27 protein-coding genes and 3 tRNA genes are annotated in these 23,848 nt (G+C 68.0%); 18 read left to right on the top strand and 12 right to left on the bottom strand.

Going from position 1 to position 23,848, the window contains the following annotated elements; all coding sequences use genetic code 11:
* Positions 1–10 precede the first annotated feature (10 nt).
* The 3 genes from CBM2586_RS04470 to CBM2586_RS04480 are packed head-to-tail and all read left to right on the top strand — an operon-like array spanning position 11 to position 2,252.
* Positions 11–661, top strand: a complete 651-nt coding sequence (locus CBM2586_RS04470) for an ABC transporter permease (RefSeq protein ID WP_115686925.1) — start codon at positions 11–13, stop codon at positions 659–661.
* Complete coding sequence (locus CBM2586_RS04475) at positions 658–1,830, top strand: osmoprotectant ABC transporter ATP-binding protein OsmV (RefSeq protein WP_115662714.1); 1,173 nt, start codon at positions 658–660, stop codon at positions 1,828–1,830. The genes CBM2586_RS04470 and CBM2586_RS04475 overlap by 4 nt, the downstream gene beginning before the upstream one ends.
* A 50-nt stretch (positions 1,831–1,880) precedes the next feature.
* Positions 1,881–2,252 (top strand): hypothetical protein, encoded by a 372-nt coding sequence (locus CBM2586_RS04480; RefSeq protein WP_115686926.1) that lies wholly within the window; start codon positions 1,881–1,883, stop codon positions 2,250–2,252.
* 43 nt (positions 2,253–2,295) lie between these two features.
* On the opposite strand, the gene CBM2586_RS04485 is transcribed toward CBM2586_RS04480, so the two are convergent.
* Positions 2,296–2,385: transfer RNA gene (locus CBM2586_RS04485), tRNA-Ser, on the bottom strand.
* A 287-nt stretch (positions 2,386–2,672) separates the two neighbouring features.
* On the opposite strand from CBM2586_RS04485, the gene CBM2586_RS04490 reads away from it, so the two are divergent.
* Positions 2,673–3,182, top strand: coding sequence for a glycine zipper 2TM domain-containing protein (locus CBM2586_RS04490; RefSeq protein ID WP_115662670.1), 510 nt, complete (start codon positions 2,673–2,675; stop codon positions 3,180–3,182).
* An 82-nt stretch (positions 3,183–3,264) separates the two neighbouring features.
* On the opposite strand, the gene hemW is transcribed toward CBM2586_RS04490, so the two are convergent.
* The 5 genes from hemW to CBM2586_RS04515 all read right to left on the bottom strand — a co-directional run bounded on the left by hemW (position 3,265) and on the right by CBM2586_RS04515 (position 7,991).
* Positions 3,265–4,497 (bottom strand): radical SAM family heme chaperone HemW, encoded by a 1,233-nt coding sequence (gene hemW / locus CBM2586_RS04495; RefSeq protein ID WP_115662669.1) that lies wholly within the window; start codon positions 4,495–4,497, stop codon positions 3,265–3,267.
* On the bottom strand, positions 4,494–5,111 hold the full coding sequence (rdgB, locus tag CBM2586_RS04500) for an RdgB/HAM1 family non-canonical purine NTP pyrophosphatase (protein WP_115662668.1): 618 nt from the start codon (positions 5,109–5,111) through the stop codon (positions 4,494–4,496). The genes hemW and rdgB overlap by 4 nt, the downstream gene beginning before the upstream one ends.
* A 16-nt stretch (positions 5,112–5,127) precedes the next feature.
* Positions 5,128–5,847 (bottom strand): ribonuclease PH, encoded by a 720-nt coding sequence (gene rph / locus CBM2586_RS04505; RefSeq protein ID WP_115662667.1) that lies wholly within the window; start codon positions 5,845–5,847, stop codon positions 5,128–5,130.
* 105 nt (positions 5,848–5,952) lie between these two features.
* Complete coding sequence (locus CBM2586_RS04510; RefSeq protein WP_115662666.1) at positions 5,953–6,867, bottom strand: PP2C family protein-serine/threonine phosphatase; 915 nt, start codon at positions 6,865–6,867, stop codon at positions 5,953–5,955.
* A gap of 71 nt (positions 6,868–6,938) precedes the next feature.
* Positions 6,939–7,991: a serine/threonine protein kinase gene (locus CBM2586_RS04515; protein ID WP_115662665.1), complete on the bottom strand. Its 1,053-nt coding sequence runs from the start codon at positions 7,989–7,991 to the stop codon at positions 6,939–6,941.
* A gap of 228 nt (positions 7,992–8,219) precedes the next feature.
* On the opposite strand from CBM2586_RS04515, the gene CBM2586_RS04520 reads away from it, so the two are divergent.
* From CBM2586_RS04520 to CBM2586_RS04535, 4 genes are all read left to right on the top strand, one after another.
* Complete coding sequence (locus CBM2586_RS04520) at positions 8,220–9,155, top strand: YicC/YloC family endoribonuclease (protein ID WP_115686927.1); 936 nt, start codon at positions 8,220–8,222, stop codon at positions 9,153–9,155.
* Between the two features lie 18 nt (positions 9,156–9,173).
* Entirely contained in the window at positions 9,174–9,860 is a 687-nt protein-coding gene (gene gmk, locus CBM2586_RS04525; RefSeq protein WP_115662663.1) for a guanylate kinase, read from the top strand.
* Between the two features lie 105 nt (positions 9,861–9,965).
* On the top strand, positions 9,966–10,169 hold the full coding sequence (gene rpoZ / locus CBM2586_RS04530) for a DNA-directed RNA polymerase subunit omega (RefSeq protein ID WP_006578656.1): 204 nt from the start codon (positions 9,966–9,968) through the stop codon (positions 10,167–10,169).
* A 205-nt stretch (positions 10,170–10,374) separates the two neighbouring features.
* Positions 10,375–12,789 carry a RelA/SpoT family protein gene (locus CBM2586_RS04535; RefSeq protein ID WP_115688638.1) on the top strand — a complete coding sequence of 805 codons (2,415 nt, stop codon included), beginning with the start codon at positions 10,375–10,377 and terminating at the stop codon, positions 12,787–12,789.
* Positions 12,790–12,804: 15 nt separating this feature from the next.
* Here the strand turns inward: CBM2586_RS04535 and greB are convergent, their stop codons facing one another.
* A complete protein-coding gene (gene greB / locus CBM2586_RS04540; protein WP_115688640.1) occupies positions 12,805–13,368 on the bottom strand; it encodes a transcription elongation factor GreB in 564 nt (187 codons plus the stop codon).
* A 156-nt stretch (positions 13,369–13,524) separates the two neighbouring features.
* Here greB and CBM2586_RS04545 point away from each other — a divergent pair.
* From CBM2586_RS04545 to CBM2586_RS04555, 3 genes are all read left to right on the top strand, one after another.
* A tRNA-Arg gene (locus tag CBM2586_RS04545) sits at positions 13,525–13,601 on the top strand.
* A 181-nt stretch (positions 13,602–13,782) separates the two neighbouring features.
* Positions 13,783–14,043 carry a hypothetical protein gene (locus CBM2586_RS04550; RefSeq protein ID WP_018006978.1) on the top strand — a complete coding sequence of 87 codons (261 nt, stop codon included), beginning with the start codon at positions 13,783–13,785 and terminating at the stop codon, positions 14,041–14,043.
* 150 nt (positions 14,044–14,193) lie between these two features.
* Positions 14,194–14,269 (top strand) — tRNA-Met (locus tag CBM2586_RS04555).
* A gap of 123 nt (positions 14,270–14,392) precedes the next feature.
* Here the strand turns inward: CBM2586_RS04555 and CBM2586_RS04560 are convergent.
* A complete protein-coding gene (locus CBM2586_RS04560; RefSeq protein WP_115662662.1) occupies positions 14,393–14,674 on the bottom strand; it encodes a hypothetical protein in 282 nt (93 codons plus the stop codon).
* Positions 14,675–14,823: 149 nt separating this feature from the next.
* Between CBM2586_RS04560 and CBM2586_RS04565 the strand changes: the two genes are divergently transcribed.
* Entirely contained in the window at positions 14,824–15,507 is a 684-nt protein-coding gene (locus CBM2586_RS04565; protein WP_115686928.1) for a Fe2+-dependent dioxygenase, read from the top strand.
* A gap of 58 nt (positions 15,508–15,565) precedes the next feature.
* On the opposite strand, the gene CBM2586_RS04570 is transcribed toward CBM2586_RS04565, so the two are convergent.
* Both CBM2586_RS04570 and CBM2586_RS04575 read right to left on the bottom strand, forming a co-directional pair.
* The gene (locus CBM2586_RS04570) at positions 15,566–15,874 is read right to left on the bottom strand and encodes a hypothetical protein (RefSeq protein WP_012352256.1); all 309 of its coding nucleotides are present in this window, start codon (positions 15,872–15,874) and stop codon (positions 15,566–15,568) included.
* Positions 15,875–16,028: 154 nt separating this feature from the next.
* Entirely contained in the window at positions 16,029–17,489 is a 1,461-nt protein-coding gene (locus CBM2586_RS04575; RefSeq protein WP_115686929.1) for a PLP-dependent aminotransferase family protein, read from the bottom strand.
* A gap of 161 nt (positions 17,490–17,650) precedes the next feature.
* Between CBM2586_RS04575 and CBM2586_RS04580 the strand changes: the two genes are divergently transcribed.
* From CBM2586_RS04580 to CBM2586_RS04600, 5 genes are all read left to right on the top strand, one after another.
* Positions 17,651–18,094, top strand: coding sequence for a carboxymuconolactone decarboxylase family protein (locus CBM2586_RS04580; RefSeq protein WP_115662659.1), 444 nt, complete (start codon positions 17,651–17,653; stop codon positions 18,092–18,094).
* A 50-nt stretch (positions 18,095–18,144) separates the two neighbouring features.
* The gene (locus CBM2586_RS04585) at positions 18,145–18,330 is read left to right on the top strand and encodes a hypothetical protein (RefSeq protein WP_373424219.1); all 186 of its coding nucleotides are present in this window, start codon (positions 18,145–18,147) and stop codon (positions 18,328–18,330) included.
* Between the two features lie 27 nt (positions 18,331–18,357).
* Entirely contained in the window at positions 18,358–18,669 is a 312-nt protein-coding gene (locus CBM2586_RS04590) for a hypothetical protein (RefSeq protein ID WP_115662658.1), read from the top strand.
* 163 nt (positions 18,670–18,832) lie between these two features.
* Positions 18,833–19,735, top strand: coding sequence for a lipid A hydroxylase LpxO (gene lpxO / locus CBM2586_RS04595; RefSeq protein WP_115662657.1), 903 nt, complete (start codon positions 18,833–18,835; stop codon positions 19,733–19,735).
* A gap of 69 nt (positions 19,736–19,804) precedes the next feature.
* The gene (locus CBM2586_RS04600) at positions 19,805–20,071 is read left to right on the top strand and encodes a putative hemolysin (protein WP_115662656.1); all 267 of its coding nucleotides are present in this window, start codon (positions 19,805–19,807) and stop codon (positions 20,069–20,071) included.
* A gap of 53 nt (positions 20,072–20,124) precedes the next feature.
* Here the strand turns inward: CBM2586_RS04600 and CBM2586_RS04605 are convergent, their stop codons facing one another.
* Both CBM2586_RS04605 and CBM2586_RS04610 read right to left on the bottom strand, forming a co-directional pair.
* Entirely contained in the window at positions 20,125–21,636 is a 1,512-nt protein-coding gene (locus tag CBM2586_RS04605; RefSeq protein ID WP_240987889.1) for a sensor domain-containing diguanylate cyclase, read from the bottom strand.
* Between the two features lie 176 nt (positions 21,637–21,812).
* A complete protein-coding gene (locus tag CBM2586_RS04610; RefSeq protein ID WP_115686930.1) occupies positions 21,813–23,249 on the bottom strand; it encodes a PLP-dependent aminotransferase family protein in 1,437 nt (478 codons plus the stop codon).
* A gap of 175 nt (positions 23,250–23,424) precedes the next feature.
* Here CBM2586_RS04610 and CBM2586_RS04615 point away from each other — a divergent pair, with 175 nt between their 5' ends.
* Positions 23,425–23,796 (top strand): hypothetical protein, encoded by a 372-nt coding sequence (locus tag CBM2586_RS04615; protein WP_115662654.1) that lies wholly within the window; start codon positions 23,425–23,427, stop codon positions 23,794–23,796.
* The last annotated feature ends 52 nt before the right edge of the window (positions 23,797–23,848 follow it).

The raw sequence follows: 23,848 nt of genomic DNA on the forward strand, positions 1-23,848 counted from the left end.
GGAGGGTCGCATGGAGTTGTTCGCATACCTGCAACACGGCTGGCCCACGCTGCTCAGGCTGACCGGCGAGCACCTGGCGCTGGTGAGCTCGGCGGTGGGACTGGCGATCCTGATCGGGGTGCCGCTGGGCATCCTGATCACGCGCTTCCGCGCACTGGCGACGCCGCTGCTGGCGCTGGCGACGATCGTGCTGACGCTGCCGTCGATCGCGCTGTTCGGGCTGATGATCCCGGTGTTCGCCCGCTTCGGCCACGCGCTCGGCTACGTGCCGGCGGTGACCGCGGTGTTCCTGTACTCGCTGCTGCCGATCATGCGCAACACCTACACCGCGCTGGCCAATGTCGACCCCGGCATCCAGGAAGCGGGCCGCGGCATCGGCATGACCACCTGGCAACGGATGCGGCTGGTGGACCTGCCGCTGGCGGTGCCGGTGATCCTCGGCGGCGTGCGCACCGCCGTGGTGATGAATATCGGGGTTGCCACCATCGCCGCCATCATCGGCGCGGGTGGCCTTGGGGTGCTGATCCTGCAGGCGATCAGCCAGAGCAACATGAGCAAGCTGGCGGTGGGCGCGGTCCTGGTCAGCCTGCTCGCCATGGTGGCGGACGCCTTGCTGCAGTGGTTGCAGCGGGCGCTGACGCCGAAAGGAATCCGGCTATGATCGAACTCGACCAACTCACCAAGTCCTTCCCGCAGAAGGACGGCACCGAGATGCGCGCCGTCGACGCCGTCTCGCTGACGGTGCCGCGCGGCGAGATCTGCGTCTTCCTGGGCCCCTCGGGCTGCGGCAAGACCACCACGCTGAAGATGATCAACCGGCTGATCGAGCCGACCTCGGGCACGGTGCGCATCGAGGGCGAGGATACGCGTGGCCTCGATGGCGTGACGCTGCGTCGCAAGATCGGCTATGTGATCCAGCAGATCGGCCTGTTCCCCAACATGACCATCGAAGAGAACATCATGGTGGTGCCGCGCCTGCTGGGCTGGGACTTCAAGCAGTGCCGCGAGCGCGCGCGCGAGCTGATGGCGATGGTGCAGCTCGATCCCAACCGGCTGCTGTCGCGCTATCCGCGCGAGCTGTCCGGCGGGCAGCAGCAGCGCATCGGCGTGATCCGCGCGCTGGCCGCCGACGCGCCGCTGCTGCTGATGGACGAGCCCTTCGGCGCGGTCGACCCGATCAACCGCGAGAGCATCCAGAACGAGTTCCTGCAGATGCAGCGCCAGCTCGGCAAGACCGTGATCATGGTCTCGCACGATATCGACGAAGCCATCAAGCTGGCCGACAAGGTGGCGGTGTTCCGCCGTGGCAAGCTGGTGCAGTTCGACCACCCCGACGCGCTGCTGGCGCATCCCGCCGACGAGTTCGTGCAGGCCTTCGTCGGACATGACAACACGCTCAAGCGCCTGTTGCTGGTGCGCGCCGGCGATGCCGCCACCATGCCGCCGAGCTGCCGCCCCGGCATGCCGCTGGCCGAAGCCCTGGCGGTGATGGACGACGCCGACGTGCGCCACCTGCCGGTGGTGGACGACGCCCAGGTGGCGCTGGGCTACGTCACGCGCCGCGACGCGCGCGCGGGCCAGGGCCTGTGCCGCGACGCGATGCGCCCGTTCGCCGCCACGGCCGCGTTCGACGAGCACCTGCGCATCGTGCTGTCGCGCATGTACCAGCACAACACCAGCTGGCTGCCGGTGATGGGCGCCGATGGCGCCTATCTGGGCGAGGTCACGCAGGAATCGATCGCCGGCTACCTGAGCTCCGGCCGCTCGCGCGGCCAGGCCGGTGCGCCGGCGAACCCGGCCGCCGCCACGCCGCTGCGCGCGGCGGCCTGAACGCGCCCCACGCCACGGCGCGAGCGCGGCATGCGCGCTATGCTAGAGACATGCTCCGCTGCTGCCGCTCGCCCCTGTGCCTGGTCATCGAAACCCGCTGGCTGATCCCGCGCGGGTTTGACGGCTTCACGCCCGGTCCGCTGATCCTGCTGCGCCCCGGCGCCAGCGAGGCGCTGATCGAACATGAAAAGGTCCACGTGCGCCAGTTCTGGCGCAGCTGGGGCCTGATGGGCGTGCTCTACCTGGGCAGCCGGCGCTGGCGCCTGCGCTACGAAGTCGAGGCCTACCGGGAGCAGCTGCGCCACAGCCCTCCGGGCGCCGCCCGCGGGCTGGCGCGCGTGCTGGCCACCAAGTACCGGCTCGGGATTTCCGAAGCCGACGCCTACCGTTTGCTGAAGCGGGGGATCGACGACGCCGAATGAAAAACGGCCCGCGCCAGTGGCTGGTGCGGGCCGTTTTCTTGTCTGGCGGAAGCGGTGAGATTCGAACTCACGGATGGGTCACCCCATCGGCAGTTTTCAAGACTGCTGCCTTAAACCACTCGGCCACGCTTCCGGAAAAGTGCGGGCATTGTAGCGCGAAAGGGCGGGGCCTCCGGCGCATTGCCGCATGGAGACGCAACGGTCTGGCCGCGCATTATACAAGGCCCGCGTGCCCTGATGGGGACTTGCATCGCGGCAAGCGCGCAGCCGCAAATTCGCTGCCACCTGGGTTGCCGCGCTGTCGGGCTCTGTCTGACAAGGCGGAACCTTCACATCGCGCCATCGCTCATATTGTCGTGCCGGGCACTGCGGTGTGTGCCGCATCCCCGGCTTTGACCTGGCAACAGAGGAGAACTCAAAATGCGAATCCCTAGCAAGACATGGCTGATCGTTCCGGTGGCCGCGGCGGCTGCGCTGGCCGGTTGTGCGGCGCCCTACAACAGCGGCTACGACCAGGGCTACAACACCGGCTCCAACGCGCCGCCTCCGGGTTACCAGACCCCCAACGCCTCGCAGGCCCCGGCCGGCGCGGTCTACTACGGCCGGGTTGAATCGATCGAACCGATCACCACCACGCAGGGCAGCTCGGGCCTGCTCGGCACCGTCATCGGCGGCGCCGCGGGCGGCTTGCTGGGCCACCAGATCGGCGGCGGGAGCGGCCAGACCGCAGCGACCATCGGCGGTGCCGTGCTCGGTGCCGTGGCCGGCAACCAGGTCGAGAAGCGCGCGGGCAGCAATACGCAGACGGTCTATCGCGTCAACGTGCGGCTCGATGACGGACGCCTCGCCACGGTGACGCAGTCCAACCTGGGCAGCCTGCAAGTGGGCATGCGCGCGCGCGTGGCCAACGACATGGCCACGCCGTACTGACCTGCCAGCCTGACGTTTGCCAGAAGTGAAAGGCCACGCGCTTGCGTGGCCTTTTTTTTAACGCTGCCGGCGTGCGGGCCGCTCAGTCCTTCAGGAACATCTCCTGCAGGTCGTTGAGAAAGCGCCGGCCCAGCTCGGTGGGGCGGATGGTGGTCAGGTCGGCTTCCAGCAAGCCTTTTTTCTCGGCCTCGGCCAACTGCCGGCTGATGGTGTGCAGCGGCAGCCCGGTGTAGTCGTGGAAGCTCGAGGCCGGCACGCCGTCGGTCAGGCGCAGCGCGTTGAGCATGAACTCGAACGGCAGCTCGTCAGCGCCGACGTCGCGCGCTTCCTGCACCGCGTTGCCGGCCATGGCCTGCGCCATGTAGGTCGCCGGATGCTTGTGCCGCATCTGGCGCAGCACGCGCTGCGGGAACGACAGCTTGCCGTGCGCGCCGGCGCCGATGCCAAGGTAGTCGCCGAAGCGCCAGTAGTTCAGGTTGTGGCGCGCCTCGCGATGCGGCCTGGCATAGGCCGAGGTCTCGTAGTGCCGATAGCCCGCCGCGGCGGTGCGCGCTTCGATCCAGTCCTGCATCTCGTACGCGGTGTCGTCGTCGGGCAGCGCTGGCGGAAATTTCGCGAACAGCGTGTTCGGCTCCAGCGTCAGGTGGTACAGCGACAGGTGCGTGGTGCCGTAGGCCAGCGCGGCCTCGACGTCCGCCTGGCATTCCTGGAGGGTCTGGCCCGGCAGCGCGTACATCAGGTCCAGGTTGATGTTGTCGAAGCTGGCCTGGGCGATGTCGATGGCGCGGCGCGCTTCGGTGCCGCCGTGGATGCGGCCCAGTGCCTGCAGGTGGCGGTCGTTGAAGCTCTGGATGCCGATCGACAGCCGGTTGATGCCGCTGGCGCGGTAGCTGGCGAACTTGTCGGCTTCAAAGGTGCCGGGATTGGCCTCCATCGTGATCTCGGCATCGGCGTCGAGCGGCAGCAGGGCGCGGATATCCGACAGCAGCCGGTCCATGCCCGCCGCCGACAGCAGGCTGGGCGTGCCGCCGCCGATAAAGACCGTATGCACCGGGCGCCCCCATACCAGCGGCAACGACTGCTCCAGGTCGGCGCGCAGCGCGTCAAGGTAGAGGTCTTCCGGAATCTCGTGGCTGTCGGCGCCGGGCGCGGCGTGCGAATTGAAATCGCAATACGGGCACTTGCGCACGCACCACGGGATATGCACGTACAGCGACAGCGGCGGCGAGCCGGGCAGGCTGATCTGCCCGGGCTTGAGCCACAGCTGCTTGCTGTCGACGGGCATGGCCGCCGAGGCCGGTACGATCGGAATCATCGCGTGACAGGCTCCGCGGCCTCGGCCTGCAGCCGGGCCACCAGTGCGCGCAGCGCCTGGGCGCGGTGGCTGACGCGGTTCTTCTCTTCCGGCGGCAGCTCCGCCGCGGTCTTGCCCAGCGCCGGCAGCAGGAAGTGCGGGTCATAGCCGAAGCCGCCGGCGCCGCGCGGCGCGTCGACGACCTCGCCATGCCACACCCCTTCGGCGATGATCGGGCACGGGTCCTCGGCGTGGCGCACGAACACCAGCACGCAGTAGTAGTACGCGTGGCGGTTGAGCTTGCCGGCCAGCTGCGAGACCAAGTAGGCGTTGTTGGCCGTATCCGACCGGGCCTGCCCCGCCATCTGCGCATAGCGGGCGGAATAGACCCCGGGCGCGCCGCCCAGCGCCTGCACGCAGATGCCGGAGTCGTCCGCCAGCGCGGGCAGGCCGGCGAGCCGGCTGGCATGACGGGCCTTGGCCAGCGCGTTCTCGACGAAAGTGGCAAAGGGTTCTTCGGCCTCGGGGATGCCGAGCTCGCCCTGGGTCACCACGTCAAAGCCGAGCGGGGCCAGCAGTGCGCCGAATTCGCGCAGCTTGCCGGGATTGTTGGAGGCCAGTACCAGGCGTTGCATCGCGGGGCTCCGTGGCTCAGGCCAGGCCCAGCGCTTCGCGCTGGCGTTGCACCAGGCGGGCGATGCCGGCTTCGGCCAGGCGCGTCATGGCGTCGAGGTCGGCGCGGCTGAAGGGCGCGCCTTCGGCGGTGCCCTGCACCTCGACAAAGCCGCCGCTGCCGGTCATGACCACGTTCATGTCGGTGTCGCAGTTGCTGTCCTCGGCGTAGTCGAGGTCCAGCACCGGCACGCCGTCGACCATGCCGACCGAGACCGCGGCGACATGGTCGCGGATCGGGCTGGTGGCGATCAGGCCGTCGCGCAGCATGGTCGCGACCGCGTCATGGGCGGCGACAAAGGCGCCGGTGATGGCCGCGGTGCGGGTGCCGCCGTCGGCCTGCAGCACGTCGCAGTCGAGGTGGAGGGTGTGTTCGCCCAGCGCCGCCAGGTCGAACACCGAGCGCATGGCGCGGCCGATCAGGCGCTGGATTTCCTGGGTGCGGCCGGTCTGCTTGCCGCGCGCGGCCTCGCGGTCGGAACGCGTATGCGTGGCGCGCGGCAGCATGCCGTATTCGGCCGTGACCCAGCCTTCGCCGCTGCCTTTCTTGTGCGGCGGCACCTTGGCCAGCACGCTGGCGGTGCACAGCACCTTGGTATCGCCGAAGGCGCACAGCACGGAGCCTTCGGCGTGGCGGGTGTAGTGGCGGGTAAGGCTGATGGAACGCAGCGCATCGGCTGCGCGGCCGCTGGGTCGCATGAGATGGTTTGTCCGCAAGGGGTAGAGGGGAGAGTCCGCGATTCTACCGCTGCCGGCCGCCGCGCGCTGGCGCGCCGACCCGTGCCGGCCCCCTGCGGGGCGCCATCACCGCATCAGGTTGCTGGTCTTGTCGATGGCGGCGCGGATCTCGGCGATGGAGCGCTCGATCTCTTCCTCGGACAGCAGGTCGCTGTCGGTGCCGGTGCGCTCCAGGATCGAAGTGGTGAAGGCATTGAGCGGCAGGGTGTCGGTCATCACCGCATCCTGGCCGGCGGTGTTGTTGTCCAGCTCCCACATCATGGCGATGCCGGTGGTGTTGTCGGCACCTTCGCCGGCCTGCTGCAGCGCCTGGTCGATCAGCGCCGGCACCGCCTGCACCACCGACAGCCGCGACAGCTTGTCCACCAGCACCGGCTCGTCCAGTGGGCCCCACAGGCCGTCGGAGCACAGCAGGGCGACGTCGCCCGGGTCCAGTCGCACCGGCCCGCCCAGGTCGATCAGCGGCAGGTTGGGGGAGCCCAGGCAGTTGTAGAGCTTGTTGCGCTCGGGGTGGTTGGCCACCTCCATCGGCAGCACGCGCTCCTGCTGCAACAGGTTCTCGATCTTGGAGTGGTCGCGCGTGCGCGTCAGCAGCCGGCCCTTGCGCAGCAGGTAATAGCGCGAATCGCCGGCATGTGCCCAGTGGATCTGGCCGTGCTGCACCAGGCAGCAGACCACCGTGGTGCGGGGTACGTCGGCCATCTGGTTGGCCTCGGCATAACGGTGGATCTCGCGGTGCGCCAGCATGATGGTGTCCTGCAGGAACTCGGCCGGGTTGCGCACCGCGGGCCGCGCCTGCAGCTGGAACTGGCGCGCCAGCGTCTGCAGGGCCTGCTGCGCGGCAACTTCGCCGTGGGCGTGGCCGCCCAGGCCGTCGGCCAGCACCATCAGCAGCGCGTCGCGCGTGAAGCAATAGCCCATGCGGTCCTGGTTGATGCGGCGGCCGCCTTTCCTGCTTTCCTGGTAGACAGAGAATCGCATGTTGGCTGGTTGGCTTTCCTGGGGTTCGATGGCCCGGCAGCGCGCGGAGCCGCTGCGGCCGGGTTTGTGATTCAGTCGACGCTTGCGCCGGGAGCCGGCTCGTCACGCCGGCGCAGCAACGTCAGGAAGCGCGAGGTCGCGGGCGCTTTTTCCGGCGGCGCGGCGGCGGTGGCGGGCGCCTGGGTCGCGGGCGCCAGCGCCTGCTCGCCCAGCGCGTTGGTCTGCTCGCGCAACTCCTTCTGCAGCCGGAATACGCTCTGCGGGCGTCCCGACGGCTCCAGCCTCAGGCACCACTCGACCAGGTCGACCAGGCCATTGGTGTAGCTGCTGCGCAGCCGCATCAGTGCCTCGCCCATGCGGTCGTCCTTTTCGCGCTGGTTGGCTTCCTGCGGCGGCAATCCGGCCATGCAGGCGTAGAGCGTCGCGCCCAGGCTGTAGATGTCGGTCCACGGGCCCAGGTCAGTGTGCTTGCCGTACAGTTCCGGCGCGGCAAAGCCAGGCGTGTACATCGGCTGGAAGCGCGCCGCCTCCATGGTCAGGGTCTGCCGCGCCGCGCCGAAATCCAGCAGGATCGGCGACTCGTCCTCGCGCAGGTAGATGTTGCCGGGCTTGATGTCCAGGTGCAGCAGCTTGTGGATATGCACTTCGCGCAGGCCGCTCATCAGGTCGTGGAAGACCTTGCGGATGAAATGCTCGCGCAGCACCTTGGCGCGCCCCTGCTGCCGGGCCGCCAGCACGTGTTCCTGCAGCGTCTTGCCCAGCTCGTAGTTCATCACCATGTAGACGGTGGCGTTCTCGCGGAAGAAGTTCACCACGCGCACCACGCTGGGATGGGAAATGCGGGCCAGCGAGCGGCCCTCTTCGAAGAAGTACTTCAGGCCCAGCCGGAACGCCGCGGCGTTTTCCTCGGGCACCACGGGGATCAGTTCGCCCGGGTTGCGCCGCGCCAGCGACGACGGCAGGTACTCCTTGATGGCGACCGGCGCGCCGGTTTCGTCGGTGGCCAGGTAGACGAAACTGAACCCCCCGCTGGCCAACTTCTTTACAATACGATAGTTGGACAGCAGCGTGCCGACGGGCAGCGGTGCACTCTTCGGTTGTGGCGTGCCCTTTGGCTCTGTCATGGGAATAGGACCGGAGTTGCCCCCGCGGATTTGCCTCCGGACGGATTTGCCTCCGGATTGTCCGGGCTAATCGGTCACTTGTAAAGAACACAAATACGGGCGTTATTGCCCGCCTTTCAACGTTTTGAGGGCGCCCCCACAGGCTGCGCCGCGCGCCGGCCGGGCGGGCGGGCGCCGGCAGGCCGCCGCAGCTTCCGGCTGGCGCGGCGCCAATCACGAGAACAACCAATGATCCACAGCATGACAGGCTACGGCCTGGCGACGCGCCAGGCGCCATTGACCAACGCGCAGGGCGAGCCCAGCGGGCGCACCGCGTCCGTCTCGGTGGAATTCCGCACTGTCAATTCGCGTTTCCTCGACCTGTTGTTCCGGGCCCCCGAGGAGTGCCGCGCGTTCGAGCCGGCGTTGCGCGAGATGCTGATGGCCGAGCTGTCGCGCGGCAAGCTGGAATGCCGCATCAACCTGCAGCGCACCGATGCCGGCGGCGCCACGCTGGCGCTGAACGACGGGCTGCTGGCGCAGATCCGCGCGCTCGAAACCACCGTGGCCGCCACCTTCAGCACTGCCGGCACGTTGCGCATGGGCGAGATCCTGCGCTGGCCCGGCGTGCTGGTCGAGCCCGAGCTGTCGCAGGAGGCGCTGCGCGAGGCCGTGCTTGGCGCCGCGCGCGAGGCGCTCGAGCAGCTGCTGGAAGCGCGCCGCCGCGAGGGCGACGCGCTCAAGGCCACGCTGACGGAGCGCATCGACGCCATGCTGGCGATCGTCGAGCGCCTGACCCCGACCATCCCGCAGCTGATCGCGCACCACCAGGAAAAGCTGACCGAGCGCCTGCAGGAAGCCTTCAACCTGGCCGCGCCCAACGGCATGCCGTCGATGAACCGCGACGAGATCGCCGAGCGCATCCGCCAGGAAGCCACCGTCTACGGCATCCGCATCGATATCGCCGAAGAATTGTCGCGGCTGCAGGCCCACCTGAACGAAACGCGCCATATCCTGAAGAAGGGCGGCCAGGTCGGCAAGCGCCTGGACTTCATGATGCAGGAGCTCAACCGCGAGGCCAACACGCTGGGCTCCAAGGCCGCCGCCAAGGAGCTGGCCGATGCCTCGATGGAGCTCAAGCTGCTGATCGAGCAGATGCGCGAGCAGGTCCAGAATCTAGAGTAAGACAGTCACCGAATCATCATGAGCCAAACTTCTCCATCGGCCGCCAATCCGACCTCCCCGGCGACCTCCCACACGGCCATCGACACGGTCTATCCCGGCAACCTCTTCATGGTGGTGGCGCCCTCGGGCGCGGGCAAGTCGACGCTGGTCAACGCGCTGCTGGCGCAGGACCCGGCCATCCGCCTGTCGATCTCGCACACCACGCGTGCACCGCGCCCAGGCGAGGAGGACGGCCGCGAGTATCACTTCGTGACGGTCGATGCGTTCCGCGCCGCGCGCGACCGCGGCGATTTCCTGGAATGGGCCGAAGTGCACGGCAACTACTACGCGACCTCGCGCGTGTGGATCGAGCAGCAGATGGCGCAAGGCAACGACGTGCTGCTCGAGATCGACTGGCAGGGCGCGCAGCAGGTGCACCAGCGCTTTTCCAACGCGGTGGAGATCTTCATCCTGCCGCCGTCGCTGACCGCGCTGGAAGAGCGCCTGAAAAAGCGCGGCCAGGACGAGCCCAACGTGATCGTGCGCCGCCTGCTGGCCGCGGGCAGCGAAATGGCCCACGCCTCGGAGTCGGACTACGTCATCATCAACGAGGTGTTCGACGATGCGCTGGAGCAGCTGCGCAACGTGATCAGCGCCACGCGGCTGCGCTTTTCGTCGCAGAAGGCGCGGCATGCGGAGCTGTTCATCGAGCTGGGCATCCACTGAAACCGTGCCCGCCGATGACAGTCGCGCGGGGCGCCACCGGCGTTTCCCGCCGCGTGCTGTAAAATAGCAACCCAACGTAAGGTTTTGTCCCAAGGTGGATTTGATATGGCGCGTATTACCGTCGAAGATTGTCTGAAACACATTCCGAATCGTTTCGAGCTCGCGCTGGCGGCCACGTACCGTGCGCGCCAGCTGGTGCAGGGCCACACGCCCAAGGTCGAAGCGAAGGACAAGCCGACCGTGGTGGCACTGCGCGAGATCGCGTCGGGCCAGGTCGGCATCGAGATGCTGAAAAAGGTCCCGACCTGATCGACCAGGCGGCCCATGGCTCATTCCTGCATCGTGCCAGCATTGTTCCAGGCTCTCCAGCCGGATTTCCCGGGCCGCCGCCATGCCATCGCCGCATCCGCCCTCCAAGCCTCCATCCCAGCCGTCGCCGACCGCCGTCGCGCCGGCGCCTGGCGATGCGGCCCCGCCCGCGGCGCGTAAGCGCACCATTCCGGGCCAGTCTTCCGTGAACGCGCGCACCGGCGCTCCCAATCTTCCCGATCCGCTCGGCGACGATGTTGTCGGCGAGCGCGCGGTCGCGCCCGCGCTGGCGCCTGGGAAGGCCCGCGGCGCCGCCGTGCACGACGAACTGGCCACGGTGCAGCCCGTGGCGCCGCCGGTGGCCGACAGCCTGTTTATCGATGCTGTGCTGGCGCAGTCATACCGGCACTTCTTCGGCCCGACCTCGCAGCCGGCGGTGCCGCCGCGCCAGCAGGTCATTTCCATCACCCGGCTGATGGGGAAGCTCGCGTACCTGAAGGCGCCCGACCTGGCGCGCGTACGCGAGGCTTTCCAGTTTTCCGACGAGGCCCACCTCGGCCAGTACCGCCAGAGCGGCGAGCCCTACATCACCCATCCGGTGGCGGTGGCCGAGCTGTGCGCGGACTGGAAGCTGGACGTGCAGTCCATCATGGCGGCGCTGCTGCACGACGTGATGGAAGACCAGGGCATCACCAAGAGCGAGCTGGCCGAGAAATTCGGCCCCAAGGTCGCCGAACTGGTCGATGGCCTGACCAAGCTGGACAAGCTCGAATTCCAGAGCCGCGAGCAGGCGCAGGCGGAAAGTTTCCGCAAGATGCTGCTGGCGATGGCGCGCGACGTGCGCGTGATCCTGGTGAAGCTGGCGGACCGTACGCACAACATGCGCACGCTCGACTTCGTGCCGCCGGAGAAACGCCGCCGCATCGCGCTCGAGACCATGGAGATCTATGCGCCGATCGCGCACCGTCTCGGTCTCAACACGATCTATCGCGAGCTGCAGGAACTGTCGTTCAAGGTCGGCTCGCCGTTCCGCTACGCCACGCTCGAAAAGGCCGTCAAGGCCGCGCGCGGGAACCGGCGCGAGGTGGTCAAGCGCATCCTCGAGGCCGCGCAGAAGGGGCTGGCAGATGCCGGCATCGTCGCCGAGCTTTCCGGCCGCGAGAAAACGCTGTACAGCATCTACCGCAAGATGCACGACAAGCAGCTGTCGTTCTCGCAGGTGCTGGATGTATACGGTTTCCGCGTGGTGGTGGAAACGCAGATGCACTGCTACATGGCGATGGGCGCGCTGCACGGCCTGTACAAGCCGATGCCGGGCAAGTTCAAGGACTACATCGCGATCCCCAAGATCAACGGCTACCAGTCGCTGCACACGACGCTGGTGGGACCGTTCGGCACGCCGGTGGAGTTCCAGATCCGCACGCGCGACATGCACCAGATCGCCGAGGCCGGCGTGGCGGCGCACTGGATGTACAAGCACCAGGCCGATCACGCCAACGATATCCAGCAGCAGGCGCACCAGTGGCTGCAGTCGCTGCTCGATATCCAGAGCCAGACCGGCGATTCGCAGGAATTCCTCGAGCACGTCAAGATCGACCTGTTCCCCGACGCGGTCTACGTGTTTACGCCCAAGGGCCATATCCGCGCGCTGCCGCGCGGCGCCACCGCACTGGATTTCGCCTACGCGGTGCACAGCGACCTGGGCAACCAGTGCGTCGCGGTCAAGATCAACAACGAGATGCTGCCGCTGCGCACCGAGCTCAAGAGCGGCGACATCGTCGAGGTGGTGACCGCGCCATACTCCAAGCCGAACCCCGCCTGGCTGTCGTTCGTGCGCACCGGCAAGGCGCGCGCGGCGATCCGCCATTATCTCAAGACCACCAAGCTGGACGAGGCGATCCAGCTGGGCGAGCGCCTGCTGGAGCAGTCGGCGCGCCAGCTCGGCATCGAACTGAAAGCGGTGCCGCAGTCGGTGTGGGACCGCATGATCCAGTGGACCGGCAACAAGCAGCGCGAAGATATCTTCGCCGACCTGGCGCTGGGCCGGCGCGTGCCGGCGGTGGTGGCGAAGCGCATGGAGATCCTGCTGCAGGAGCTGTCCGGCGACGTCGACAGCGCGCTGCTGGCGGCGGTGCAGACCTTTGCCGGCGAGGAAGCGCCCGCGGTGCCGATCACCGGCGACGAAGGCATGTCGATGATCTTCTCGGCGTGCTGCCGCCCGATCCCCGGCGATTCGATCGTCGGCTACCTGGGCAAGGGCGAAGGGCTGCAGATCCACGTGCAGGACTGCAAGATCGCCAAGCGCCTGCACAGCAAGGATCCGGAGCACTGGATCGACGTGATGTGGGCCAAGAAGACCACGCGTGCCTTCGACGTTTCGATCAAGGTGATGGTGCGCAACGTCAAGGGCATCGTCGCGCGCGTGGCGGCGGACCTGACCGCGGCCGACGCCAACGTTGCCCACGTGGCGATGGAGCAGCAGGACGCCGGCCATCAGGAAGCCACCTACATGCAGTTTATCATCCAGGTGCAGAACCGCCTGCATCTGGCCAACGTGATGCGCGGGCTGCGCCGCAACCCGGACGTCATCCGCATCTTCCGCGACCGCAACGATAATTAAGGCGCCGGCGCCGGCTTACTGCTTGCGCACCGGGTAGCGGACTTCCAGGATATCGATCTGCTCGACGCCGGCCGGCGTGCGCAACGGCACGGTGTCGCCTTCGCGGGCCTTGAGCAGCGCCTTGGCGATCGGCGAGATCCAGCTGACGTGGTTGTGGTCGAGGTCGACCTCGTCCATCCCGACGATGGTGATGGTGGTCTCTTCGCCCGAGGCGTGCGCGTAGGTGACGGTGGCGCCAAAGAAGATCTGGTCGTTGTCGCCCTGCAGGGACGGGTCGACCACTTCGGCCTTGTCCAGGCGGCGCGTCAGGAAGCGGATGCGGCGGTCGATCTCGCGCAGGCGCTTCTTGCCATAGAGATAGTCGCCATTCTCGGAGCGGTCGCCATTGGACGCCGCCCACGAGACGATCTGCACCACGTCGGGCCGCTCGACATCGATCAGGTGCATCAGCTCATCGCGCAGGCGCGTATAGCCTGCCGCGGTGATGTAGTTCTTGGTGCCGGGTGGCAGCGGCGCTGCGCCTTCGGGAAGATCGTCGTCCTCGTCGCCAGAGGACTCTTTGACAAATGCCTTGTTCATGGTCTGGATCACTTCTTCAGTCTGCCATTATAGGAAAAGCCCGCTGGCAGGCTGCCTGCGGGCCGTGCCGCTTCGACCCGTCCCAATAAAGATCACAAAAAAGTTGGGAGGGGGCTTCACAAAAACGAAAACTGGGTTATAATCTTTTTCTCGCGTGCGGCTGTAGCTCAGTTGGATAGAGTACTTGGCTACGAACCAAGGGGTCGTGGGTTCGAATCCTGCCAGCCGCGCCACCTATGCAGAAAGAAGAGGGCTTCCGGAAACGGAAGCCCTTTTTGCTTTGCTGCATGCTTTGCCGATGTCATTGCCGCTACGGCATGCAGGCCGCGTTGTCACGTGCTCGCGTTATGCCTTGCGGTCGCGCGTGGCGCCTCCTAGTCTCGAAGAACCATCACGGATCCGGGAGTCGCGCACATGGACAACGCAGACTGGCGCGTCGAGGCGTATCGCGGCATGGACGTCTACGTCCTGGTGTCGCCGCAAGGGCAGGGCAGCATCGGCCGTTGGGGTTACGAAGTGCGCGTATCGCAGGAAGGAGCCGATCCGGCGGACGCGGGCGACACCGAGCTGCTTGCCAGCGGGCCGCAGCAGTTCGCCACGCGCCATGCGGCCGAGGTGGCGGCGTTCGGCGCGGGCTATGCGCTGGTCGATCGCTTGCTGGGGCCCGCCGAGTGAGCGCACCGCGCCATTGCGCCATCGCGCTGGCAGCGATTCATATCACGTTGTGATGGATTGACTTGCCCGCAGCGGCGAACGAATTGAACCAGCGACACAAATAGTGCTTGCCATGCGCCGCTGGATCGCCCATAATCCATCTCCTTCAGACGCGGGGTGGAGCAGTTGGCAGCTCGTCGGGCTCATAACCCGAAGGTCGCAGGTTCAAGTCCTGCCCCCGCAACCAACGCCTGGCATCCGCCACAGTCCCTCAAGCGTTGTTCCACAGGCCGACCGGCCGGATTCCCTTAGTGTTTTGACATCGATGCCAATGCGGCCAGTGCACGCATGGACTCGCGGCGCATTCACGTCAGGCCGGCACGCGTTGCGCCGCAAGCCTGAAGGTATCGCGTACCAGCGGCTGGTCTTCGCGTTCGGCGGCATCGGCGCGATCGCGCAGGCGCGCGGCCAGCACCGTCAGCGTTCCCTGCGCCTGCGGCCCGCCGGCGGCCTGGCATTTGGTCACGGCTTCGCGCATCACCGCATCGAGTTCGCCGCTGACGTCGGCGCCATCGAAGGCGCTGACCGAAAGGGCCGAGATGCGTTCCAGGTAGAGATTGACCAGCGCTTCGTCGTGTAGCGGTTCGGACATGTCTTCTCCTTGTCGATGGCGGCATGCATCAACCATTGTAGTGAAGCCGCCGCCTGCCCGGGATCAAACAATAATGATTCTTGTTATCGGCCTGTATCGGCTTCCCATACAATGGGCGCCTGCCGATTTATCCCGACGTAGAAGCCATCATGATGCTGCAGATTCCCGATGTACTGACCAAGGCCCAGGTCGCGCAAGTGCGCGAGATCATCGACGCGGCGCCGTGGGCCGACGGCAATGAAACTTCCGGCTACCAGTCGGCGCTGGCCAAGCGCAACCTGCAGTTGCCCGAGGGCTCGCCGGCGGCGCGGCAGGTCGGCGACCTGATCCAGGATGCATTGGGCAACCATGCCCTGTTCTTCTCGGCGGCGCTGCCGCTGAAGGTTTATCCGCCGCTGTTCAACCGCTACGAAGGCGGGCATACCTTTGCCAACCATGTCGACAACGCGATCCGCTATCTGCGCGGCACCAGCTTCCGCATCCGCAGCGACCTGTCGGCGACGCTGTTCCTGACCGAACCGGAGGACTATGACGGCGGCGAGCTGGTGGTCGAGGACACCTACGGCCAGCAGCGCGTGAAGCTGCCGGCCGGGCACATGGTGCTGTACCCGGCCACCAGCATCCACCACGTGACACCGGTCACGCGCGGGGCGCGGGTGTCGTCGTTCTTCTGGATCCAGAGCATGGTCCGCGACGACGGCCAGCGCGCGATGCTGTTCGAGCTCGATGGGCGCATCCGCCACGTGGCGCAGCAACTCGGCCAGGCGCACGAAGCGGTGATTGGCCTGACCGGCGTCTATCACAACCTGCTGCGGCGCTGGGCGGACGCGTGAGCGCTGCCGGCGCCCGGGTGGGCGCGCGGCGCTGGATCAGCCAGGCTGCGAAACGCGACTATTGGTCGCGCCGCCGCTGGTTCTGCAGCAGCTCGATGGGAGAGGGCTGGATGCGCCGTCGCGCCGGACGCAGCGCCCGGTTCGGCCACAGCACGTAGTTGGTGTGCGGGTCCAGCGGTTTGCCGAAGTACGAGACCCAGACCTGTACGCCCTGCTCGGTTTCGGCAACGATGGCCGCGACGGCGCGCGCCGCGGCGGACGGGGACTTGAGCAGCTCCGCCAGGGCCTCGACGCCCTGCACGACATGGTGCTTCACCCCTGCAAACCATGCGTACTGACGCATGGCGGACAACAAACGCTTGGTCATGAACGCGACTCGGGTTGGTTGGAAGTGCGAATGAGACTTTCGGACATCCGATTTGTTCACAGCAAATTCGCCGGGCAAGTATGACTGAGGCGCCATGTCGAAGGTGTGTCACCTGCTTGCCGTGCGAGGCTGGCGTCTCCCGGTGCCGGCCCCGTCACGCAATGGACGGCGCAATGGGCGGCGGGGCCGGAGCCAAGGCAGAGAGTACCATTGCCAGCCGGTCCAGGGCAGGGTCGATATCCAGCAGGTCGATCGCGCCAAAGCCCAGCAGCAGCCCGGCGCAACTGGCGGGCGGACTGGCATAGCAGGGGTCCAGCGTGGCCAGCTCCAGATCCGCCAGCCGCGCCATCGACACCAGCGCCTCGGTTGCCACCGGCACGCGCAGTCGTGCCGCCAGGTGGAAGCCGGCCACCGCCGGTAACGGCTCCAGCCACGGCGACAGGTCGCCCTGCAGCCGCGCCAGCAGCCGCGCGCGGCGCTGGGCATGGCGCGCATGCGAACGCCGGATATGGCGCAGCAGGTGGCCTTCCGACAGGAAGCGCGCCAGCGCCTGCTGCAGCAGCGTCGGCGTGTACCAGTCCATCAGGTGCTTGACCTTGCGCGCCGCCGGCATCAGCCAGGGCGGCACCACCACATAGCCGCCGCGCAGGTTGGCCGCCAGGGTCTTGGAAAACGTGCCCAGGTAGACCACGCGGCCGTGCCGGTCCAGCGTCTGCAGCGCGTCCAGCGCCTGGCCGCCGTAGCGGAACTCGCTGTCATAGTCGTCTTCCAGGATCACCGCATGGCGGCGCGCGGCCCAGTCGAGCAGGGCCTGGCGCCGCGCCAGGCTCATCGGCACGCCCAGCGGCGACTGGTGCGAGGGCGTGACATAGACCAGGGTGGCGTCACTGGGCAGCGCCGCCACCACCAGTCCTTCCGCATCGACCGGCACCGGCACCACCGGGGCACCAAGGCCCTGGAACAGGGCGCGCGCCATCGGATAGCCCGGATCCTCCATCGCCACCACCGCGCCCGGCCCGAGCAGCAGCCGCGCCAGCAGGTCGATGCCCTGCTGCGCGCCGCTGGTGACCAGGATGTCGGTCGGGGCGCTCTGCACGCCGCGGGTAAAGGCGATATGGCGCGCGATTGCCTGGCGCAGCGGCATCTCGCCCGCGGCGTCGGCCGGGCCGGGTGCGCGCACGCGCTCGGCCGCCAGCGCCGCGCGCACGCAACGTGCCCAGGCTTCATGCGGAAAGCGGGTGGTATCCGCCTGGCCGGGCTGGAAGGCGTAGCGTGCGCCACCGGACGGAGCCAGGAACGGCGTCGGCACCGCCAGCCAGCGCTGCACCGCCGGCGGCTGCACCGGCGCTGCGGCGATCCGCACCGCCGAGCGCGCCAGGCCGTGCGCGACATAGGTGCCGTCGCCGATGCGCGCGTGCAGCCAGCCCTCCGCCACCAGCCGCTCATAGGCCGTGGTCACGGTCTTGCGCGCCACGCCCAGTTGCGTGCCGAGCAGGCGCGAGGGTGGCATGCGCGCGCCGGCTTCGAGCCGGCCGCCCTGGATCGCGTCGCGGATGTGGTGGACGATCTGCGCGGTCAGGTCGCCGGCGTGATCCAGGGCCAGATGCAGTTCCATGGCGGGTAGCGTCGATCGCGATTGGTCTACTGATTTTGCCAAAAATTGGCAGTGTACGGAGCCAATGTTCGGGTCTATCGTTCATTCCGTCGGGCGCCGAACCAGCGCCCGCTGCATCGAACCGGAATCCAACCTGCTGAACCTGCTCAAGGAGATCGATCATGGAAGAACGGATGAACTGGCAAGACGTGGCCCCCGACGCCTACAAGGCAATGATCGGGGTCGAGGTCTACCTGGCGCGCTGCTCGCTGGAAACCACGCTGAAGGAACTGGTCAAGATCCGCGCCTCGCAGATCAACGGCTGCGCCTTCTGCCTCGACATGCACGTGACCGACGCGCGCAAGCACGGCGAAAGCGAGCGCCGCCTGAACCTGCTGCCGGCCTGGCGCGAAGTGGGCTGGTTCACCCCGCGCGAGCGCGCCGCGCTGGCCTGGACCGAGGCGCTGACGCTGCTGCCGCAGAGCCAGGCGCCGGATGCGGACTACCAGGCCCTGTGCGAGCAGTTCTCGGAAAAGGAAATGGCCGACCTGACGCTGCTGATCTCGGCCATCAACGCGTGGAACCGCTTTGGCGTCGGCTTCCGCCGCCAGCCGCCGGCGCTCTGAAGCCGGCACGCCTGGTCGCTTGACAAGCCGGCGCGCTGCATTGGCTCCCGTTGCAGCAACACCACATCGGGCAACAGCCGGCCGCGCCGGACCGCAAGGCCGACGTGATGGTAGGCTATGCCAGTGGCTATGCCGACCAGGCCGAGCGCGACTACGATCAGTCTGTCGCTGCCTGCCGCTCGGGGCGGCTGGAAGCGCGCACCGATGCCGACATGGCCGCGGATTTCCGCGTGTAGTTGACTTGGCCCGCCAGGAGTCTGCCCATGACCGAAGACACCCTGCTGCAACTGATGACCGAAGTCGAAAAGGAAGACCCGATCGACTACGCCGACCTGCCGTTCGACGACGCCGCGCTGCGCCGGCTGGCTTGCCGCCTGATCGCCGAGCGCTCCAGCGAGCTCGAAGCCTCCGGCCTGCCGGTGGAGGCGCTGCTGGCCACGATGTGGGCCTCGACCGCCAAGCTGGTGCTGGAGAACCTGGTGCTCAATGCGCGCCTGCTGACGCTGCAGGGACAGCCCGGCGACGCGCGCGCGCTGATCGAGCGCATCGCCCGCCAGTCGCGCGGCGACACCTGATTCGCTGCTATCCGACGCTATCGGCCGGCGCTTGCGCCGGCCTCGCCATGTGCCGCAGCCGGCGCAAGCTGCGGTGCTCCCGCCGTTTCGCTAAAATGCGGGTTTTCACCCAGCCGGGCCGCGGCACGCCGTGCGGCGCAGGCGGCTGACCAGGAGGATTTCGGTGATCAAGTGGATAATCGTCGCGGGCTACCTCGGTGCCATCCTGTATGTGCACTTCCGCGGCAAGGTGCGCCTGCGCCTGTGGCGCCAGCTGCTGGACCATTCGGCCCTGGTGGCCCCGATCAACTGCTTCATGTACGCGTTCTCGGGCGTGCCGCGCACCCCGTACATCCCGGTCGACGATTTCCCCGACCTGGAAAAGCTGCGCGCGGCCTGGCCGGAGATCCGCGATGAAGGCCTGGCCCTGGCGGCGATGCGCAAGATCAAGGCCGCCGACAAGAACGACGATGCCGGCTTCAATTCCTTCTTCAAGTACGGCTGGAAGCGCTTCTACCTGAAATGGTACGAGGCCCAGCACCCGTCGGCCGAGCAGCTGTGCCCCAAGACCGTGGCGCTGCTGCGCGAGTTGCCCACGGTCAAGGCGGCGATGTTCGCCGAGCTGCCGCCGGGCGGCAAGCTCAATCCGCACCGCGATCCGTTTGCCGGCTCGCTGCGCTATCACCTGGGCCTGGCCACGCCCAACGATGACCGCTGCTTTATCGAGGTCGACGGCGAGCGCCACAGCTGGCGCGACGGCGAGGGCGTGGTGTTCGACGAGACCTACCTGCACTGGGCCGAGAACCGCAGCGACGCGAACCGGCTGATCCTGTTCTGCGATATCGAGCGCCCGATGCGCTACGGCTGGGCCGCGAAATTCAACCACTGGATGGGCCGCAAGGTCATGACCGCGGCCAGCTCGCCCAACGACGAGCACGACCAGACCGGCATGATCAACCGCCTGTTCCGCTTTGTCTGGCTGGGCGGCCAGTATCGCCGCCGCTTCAAGGCCTGGAACCGCCAGCTCTACTACGTGGCCAAGTTCGGCCTGATCGTGCTGGGCGTGGGGTTGATCGTCTACCTGTAAGCAGCACGAGAGCCGGCGCCAGCCGGCTCTTTCGTTTTGCTGACCTGTTTGCGCCTGCCGGAGATGTCGATGCGCTTTCTTGCCGTAGCCCTCGGGCTGGCTGCCAGCCTTGCGGCGGCCGCTTGCAGCACCACGCCTGCCGAGCGTGCCGCCAGCCCAGCCAGCAGCGGGGCCGCCGTCGGCATGGCCAACCCCGCCTCGGTCAACTGCGCGCAGCGCGGTGGCAAGCTGCAGATCGTGTCGACGCCGGCGGGCCAGACCGGCATCTGCACCTTCCCTTCGGGCAAGCAGTGCGAGGAATGGGCGCTGATGCGCGGCGAGTGCACGCCGGGCTGAGGTGACGCCCTGAAGCGACACCGCTGAAGCGACACCGCTGAAGCGCCTGGCCTTCAGTCGCGGCGGCGTTCGTTGGCGAGCGCGGCGTAGTGGTCGCGCTTGGCCTGGTACATGCGGCTGTCGGCCAGCTTGACGATGTCGGCGAGGCGTTCGCCTTCGTGGCAGGTGGCCTGGCCGATGGAGAAGCTGAGCCGCGTGCCGGGGTAGAACTGGTTGTTCAGCTCCACCACCTTGTCGATCTGCTCGATTACGGTGGCGGCGCCGCGCTCGTCGCGCCCGGGCAGCAGCACCATGAACTCGTCGCCGCCGATGCGCGCCACGCAGGCCTGCTCGCCCACGGCTTTCTTCAGCACCTCGCCGGTGCGGCGCAGCAGGCTGTCGCCGTCGGCGTGGCCGAACTGGTCGTTGACGACCTTGAGCCCGTTCAGGTCGACCGCCACCACGCTCACCGGCCACGGGCCCTTGCGGCCCAGCCGCGCCAGTTCGTCCTCATAGTAGGCGCGGTTGTAGAGCTTGGTCAGCACGTCATGCTTGCCGAGGAACTCGACATAGGCCTCGGCCTTCTTGCGCGCCGTGATATCGGTCAGCGACACCAGCACCTGGTCCCAGTCCGCTTCGCGCCCGGGAAACACCGACCACTGCATGAACACGTCGACGGCGCGGCCATCGAGCGCGTAGTTGATGACCTCGCGCTGCTTCCACAGCCGGCCATGCCACAGGTCGATCAGCTGCTCGGCAAAATGGATGCGCATGTCGTCGCGAAACACGTCGCCGAGCCGCGACAGCAGCGTCGCCTTGCTGTCGGCGCCGAACATCAGCAAGGTCTGCTGGTTGACATCGAGCACGCGGATTTCCTGCATGCAGCGCGAGACGAAGTCCGGATGCACGTTGAGGAAGGTGCGAAAGTCGGTGATGCCGGCGGCGCGCACCTCGTCGATCAGCACCTTGACCGGGCTGAAGTCCTCCACCCACAGCGACACCGGCGAATGCTCGAACAGGCCCAGCGCGTACTGTTCGCTGCGGCGCAGCTCGCGCTCGGTGCGCAGGCGCGGGGTGATGTCCTTGATCGACAGCAGCACGCGTTCCCAGGTCTGTTCGTGGCCCGGCATCACCGTGGCCTCGAGCTGGATGTCGAGCCGCGTGCCGTCCAGCGCGTAGTTGACGGTCTGGCTGGCAAAGCCGTCGGCGCCGTCCCACAGCTGGCCGAGTTCTTCGACATGCTGCTCGAACATGTCGTCGCGGAAGACGGTGTCGAGGTTGGCTACCAGCTCGTCGAGGTCGGCCGCGCGGAACAGCTCCAGCGTGCGCCGGTTCACCGCGATCACGCTGATCAGCGCGGAACACTGCGCCACCCGCCGGGGCTCGGCGCGCAAATGCGCGCGCACGTCGGTGATGCCCTGCTGCCGCCATTGCGCGAAGCACTCGCGCACCGCGCTGAAATCCTCCAGCCACAGCGACACCGGCGCCAGCTGGAACAGGGCCTGGTAATCGTCAGCCAGGGCGCGGGCAGGGTCGCCGCTACCCTGGCCGGCGGAAGGCGCCACGGATGTACTGGTCAAGGCCATTCTCCTTGTTCTTGTTGTGAAGGTGCGCGGCGGCCGCGGCCAACCGATGCGATCAGGCCTCCGGGGACCAGCCGGACGGGCGCCCGCACACCAGCGCACTAGGATAGGCGAGGCGCCGGCAAAAAGGGAGGGTTGTTGCAAATCGGAGCGAGCAGCGGCGCCGACCTCCGCATCGCTCAGCCCGCCAGCCGCTGCACGATCGCGGCCAGCGTGCCGAGCGCGCGCTCGATCTGCGCGGAGCGCGGCGCGCCGCAGTTGATGCGCAGGCAGTGGTCGAAGCGCCCGGCGTTGGAGAACATCACGCCCGGCATCACGCGGATGCCGGCCTGCAGCGCCTGGTCGAACACCGCCTCGGACGAGACCTGCGCGGGCAGTTCCACCCACAGGTGCATGCCGCCGCGCGGCGCGCCCAGCCGCGTGCCGGCGGGAAAACTGGCGCCGATGGCCTGCGCGAACCATTCGCGCTGCGCGCGCAGCCGCGTGCGCAGCCGGCGCAGGTGGCGGTCGTGCGCGCCCGATGCCAGGAACTCGGCCGCCGCCATCTGCGACAGCATCTCGTTGGGCCGCGACAGGCCGAACTTCAGCATCTCGACGCGCGCCTGCCATCTGCCCGCGGCGATCCAGCCCAGCCGCATGCCGGGCGCCAGCACCTTGTGCAGCGAGGCGCAGTGAATCACGTTGCCGCTGCCGTCCCAGGCCTTGGCCGCCGCCGGCGGCGCGTCGCCGTCGGCGGTGGCCGAGAAGCAGTCGTCCTCGATCAGCGCGATGCCGCGCGCCTCGCACCACTGCACCAACCGCGCCTTGTGCGCGTCGGGCATGATGCAGCCGAGCGGGTTCTGCAGGTTCGGCACCACCGCGACCGCGCGGATGTTGTCGTAGTGCTGCGCGGCCAGCTCCAGCGCTTCGAGCGAGATGCCGGTCTGCGGGCTGCACGGGATCTCCAGCGCGCGCATGCCCAGGCTTTCCAGGATCTGCAGCAGGCCGTAGTAGGTGGGGGACTCCACCGCGATCACATCGCCCGGTCCCGCGACCGCGCGCAACGCGAGGTTCAGCGCCTCGGTGCAGCCGTTGGTGATGACGATCTCCTCCGGCGCCAGCTGCACGCGGTGGCGCAGCGCCTGCCGGGCGATCGCGGCGCGCAGCGGATGGTAGCCATCGGGCTCGACGCCCTCGCCGAACAGCTGCGGATGCCGGCGCAGCGCGCGCAACGCGGCACTGCGCAGGGCCTCGGTCGGGTACAGCGAGGGCGCACAGTAGGCGCCGCCGAGGTTGGTGTGCACGTGCTCGTGCTGGCCGCGCGCGAGCAGGCCGGAGATGCGCTGGTGGATGCCGACGTACTGGGCCGGATCGGGCAGCGCGGCGGCGGGCTCGGACAGCGCGGCCAGCGCGGCGCGCCGCGGCGCGGCAACGAAGTAGCCCGAGCGCGGCCGCGCTTCGAGCATGCCGTCGCTTTCCAGCTGCCGGCAGGCCTGCAGCGCCGTCGACAGGCTCACGCCATGCAGCGCCATCAGCGCGCGCACCGACGGCATGCGGTCGCCGGCGGCGAGCGTGCCGGAGTCGATGGCGCGGCGGTAATGGCTGGCAAGCTGGCGATAGAGCGGGGAGGTATCCATGGCGGCATCGTGGCGTGGCCGGCCGCATCGGTACAGATACAGAGGCGGGCGCTCTGTATCGTAACAGGCGAAAATCCCGGTTGCTGTTCCGGTCGCCGCAATGCGGCCTTGTGCCTGCCGCGCGTTTGAGGCGATCGATACGCTGGAGTCCTGTGCCTGCTACCGGAGTCCTGCCATGCCAAGCAATCTCGACGACATCCCGACCGTGATGCCACTGCCGGCCGGCCAGGCCTTGCGCCTGCAGGTGGCGGCCGGCACCGTGCTGCACGCCCTGACGGGCGAAATGGCGCTGGCCGGGCCGATGCAATGGCTCGCCGGCCACTGCCACATGCCGCGGCGGCGCCTGCGCACGGGCGACACCTGGATCGTGCCCGAGCGCGGCTGGCTGACGGTGTCGGCGAGCCAGAGCGGGGCGTTGTCGGTCACGGTCCCGCCGGGGTGGCTGGCGCGGCTGCGGGCGCGGCTGGCGCTACCGTGGCGCGGTCCTGGTCCGGCCTCCCGGCCGGCCCCGCAGCGGATTCCCGACCCCGCGCGCCAAAGACGATAAAATTGCGCTCCGGCCGGCCTGGCACATTGGTGTGCCCAACCCCCGGCCGCAG

Origin of the sequence: Cupriavidus taiwanensis (assembly GCF_900250115.1) — a bacterium.
GTDB lineage: Bacteria > Pseudomonadota > Gammaproteobacteria > Burkholderiales > Burkholderiaceae > Cupriavidus > Cupriavidus taiwanensis_B.